This window comes from Skermanella sp., assembly GCF_059503625.1.
Map to the genome: position 1 here is coordinate 1,434 of NZ_JCACHA010000094.1, position 2,523 is coordinate 3,956.

General features: G+C 57.1%; 2 protein-coding genes. One reads left to right on the forward strand and one right to left on the reverse strand.

The genetic code is table 11. The annotated features are described in order from the left end of the window. Positions 1 to 68 precede the first annotated feature (68 nt). On the reverse strand, positions 69 to 1,721 hold the full coding sequence (locus AC5JJ6_RS02470; protein ID WP_496040523.1) for a right-handed parallel beta-helix repeat-containing protein: 1,653 nt from the start codon (positions 1,719 to 1,721) through the stop codon (positions 69 to 71). A 172-nt stretch (positions 1,722 to 1,893) separates the two neighbouring features. On the opposite strand from AC5JJ6_RS02470, the gene AC5JJ6_RS02475 reads away from it, so the two are divergent. After that, entirely contained in the window at positions 1,894 to 2,055 is a 162-nt protein-coding gene (locus tag AC5JJ6_RS02475) for a hypothetical protein (protein ID WP_496040524.1), read from the forward strand. Positions 2,056 to 2,523: the final 468 nt, after the last annotated feature.

Consider the following 2,523-nt stretch of genomic DNA (forward strand, 5'->3'; position numbering starts at 1 on the left):
CGTCAAGCGCCGGGAAGGGACGGATATGATGGTGATCTCGATGACAGCCTGACCTCTACAAACAGCTTCTAAAATAGCACGCTGGCAAGGGCCGTGTGGTAATCCACGCCCACCAGTGTCACCGATGCTGTACCGTGCTGGATCACCATATCGTCAAAAGCAGTCCTGGCGACTGTGACACCGACGGCATCAAGGTCAAGGTGGTCGGTGCCTACCTTGAAGCCGCGAATCAGGTCGTGCCCACCGCTGTTGACGAAGGTGTCAGCCCCAGCACCGCCCGTGAGTACGTTGTCCATGGCATTGTCGATCACCCTGGCACCGGTGCTTGTGTAGATGATCAGGTTTTCCACATGAGCCGCCAGCGTGTACGACGAGTCCCATAGCAGTACGGTATCGCGGCCGCCAGGTGCCAGTTCTTTCACGACATCATGGCGCGACCCGACCACATAGCGATCATCCCCGGTCCCGCCGGTCATGACATCAAGGCCAGCGCCGCCGTCGATCTGGTCATTGCCGAGGGTGCCGATAAGGGTGTCCCCTGCCGAGGTGCCCTTGATCGTCTTGACGACAGAGCCGCTGTCTTTCCAATCGTGCGTTACACTATCGGTCTTGATCGTGGTGGGTGTTGCCGAACCGGATGCACCGGCGACCGCGCCACCTGCCAAATACATCTTTAGCGTATTGGGGCCGAGCTGGGACAAGTCCAGCGCCGTCGTCGTGGTGTTGCCGCTGTTGGCGCTGACCGATCCGGATGCAGCACTCAACCAGGCGCCTTTCGAAATATCGTTGTTGACGATCTGAACATTCCTGGAGGTGTAGCCGAGGTTGTCGGTGCCGACCCGCACATTCCACAGTGTGCCGGTGCTGGTCAGGGAGTTTTCTTTGACGACGCTGTCGACCGCACCATAGGCATTGATGGCCTGCTTGGATGCCGACACCTTGTTGTCCTGAACGGTGACGCCCTTGGCCTGATAATTGAGACCTGTCGGAAAGATCGAGCCGGGCTTGTCACTGTGCCCGCCGATCAGGATGCCGTCAGGCACTTTATGGACATTGTTGTTCAAGATTTTGATGTTGGACGAACCAGCCTTGACCACGATGCCGGACAGGCCGCGAACATCGTAGACCTCGTTGTTGGCGATCACACCGTTGCGCATGTAGACGTTGTCAATCCCCTCCTGGGTGGCGATGTTATGGACCGTGTTGCCGGTAATCGCGATACCCACCGTCTGGGCCGTCTTGATACCGTCGATCTTCTGGCCGTAGAGGTGGTTTTCCTCGATGACGATGTTGGTCGCCATATTGGCCAGGTTGGTGCCACCCTGGGTGAATTTGATACCCTCGGTGCCACCCGACAACTGGAAGCCTTTGACCACCACGTTGTCCATGCCATAGCCGTAGACCACCGGCAGGCCCGCATTCGCCGCCTTGATCGTGGCAGAGCCTTCGCCGTCAGCCGAGACCAGCCAGATCGGTTTGTCGGCCGCACCGCTCTTGGTGATCTTGACGTTTTCAGTGTAAGTCCCGGCTTTGACCATGATAGCAGTGCCGGGCGCGGCGGCCTTCACGGCAGCCTGGATGGTCTTATAGGGAGAGGCGGACGAGCCGTTGTTGGCGTCACTGCCGGACGTGGAAACCCACTTGAAAGCTGTGGGCCTGGCATTCTCGTAGGGAACGACGGCTGCTGCCAAGGTGGAAATGCTCAGTGGGGTGTATGCCATCCTCAGAATCCTCTAACTCCAATTTGGAGGTATAAGATTGCAAAAAATACTTACCCAAATCGTTTACGTGAGTGCGATCGCTAACGGGACCATGGCAAAGTTTGAGAGGTCCGGGGTAGTTCGCGGCAGTGTCGGCAGATAGGTAGGCGCTTTGACAGTAGGAGCCTTTGGGATGGACATGCGTATTCAGATCCATCTCCGGACCGTCGGTGACAGCAGCAGCGTGATCAGCGAGGGCGAGATCCTGCATTTCGTCAAGGGCGACGACCGGCTGGAGATGATCGGTTTGTCGTTCGAAGAAGCCAAGGCCTGTTCAGGCTGGGTATACCGTTGACATCAGCGACTACAGAGAGGTTTCGCGGTAGATTTCGATCGCAACTTCTACTGTTTTTCAATCGGTTAAACTTAGACCGGCTCCTGCCCCCCAAAAGCGGGTCTTTTCTTTGCTCATGAGGGCGAGCAAAAATACCGCCCGTCACTGCGATGATGGCGAGCGGGTTAGGTGCGCCTGATCCGTTGGGGCAGACCAGTCAAAGCGAATGATGCTGCATTGCAGCGTCAATGTCGGGTATCGATGCGGTTTACAGCAAATGCGGTTGGGCATTTGCCTAGGAAAGGGATCGCACCGTGCAACTTTGTGTGCAGGGTTCAGTCCGGCTTACTGATACGTTGAGCTGCTTCCTTGGCCTCTTCAACAAGTCGCTTCGCCTTCTCGGAAGCCAGTTGGGCCTGAGCAACCGCTTCAATGGCGGCTTGGACGATCTGGATGGTCATCGCTATGCGATCGCGTTGCTCAGGTGGA

Excerpts from the sequence above, each read along its gene's own strand:
- AC5JJ6_RS02475 (WP_496040524.1), top strand. The coding sequence starts at position 1,894 with ATGGACATGCGTATTCAGATCCATCTCCGGACCGTCGGTGACAGCAGC.
- AC5JJ6_RS02470 (WP_496040523.1), bottom strand. The coding sequence starts at position 1,721 with ATGGCATACACCCCACTGAGCATTTCCACCTTGGCAGCAGCCGTCGTT.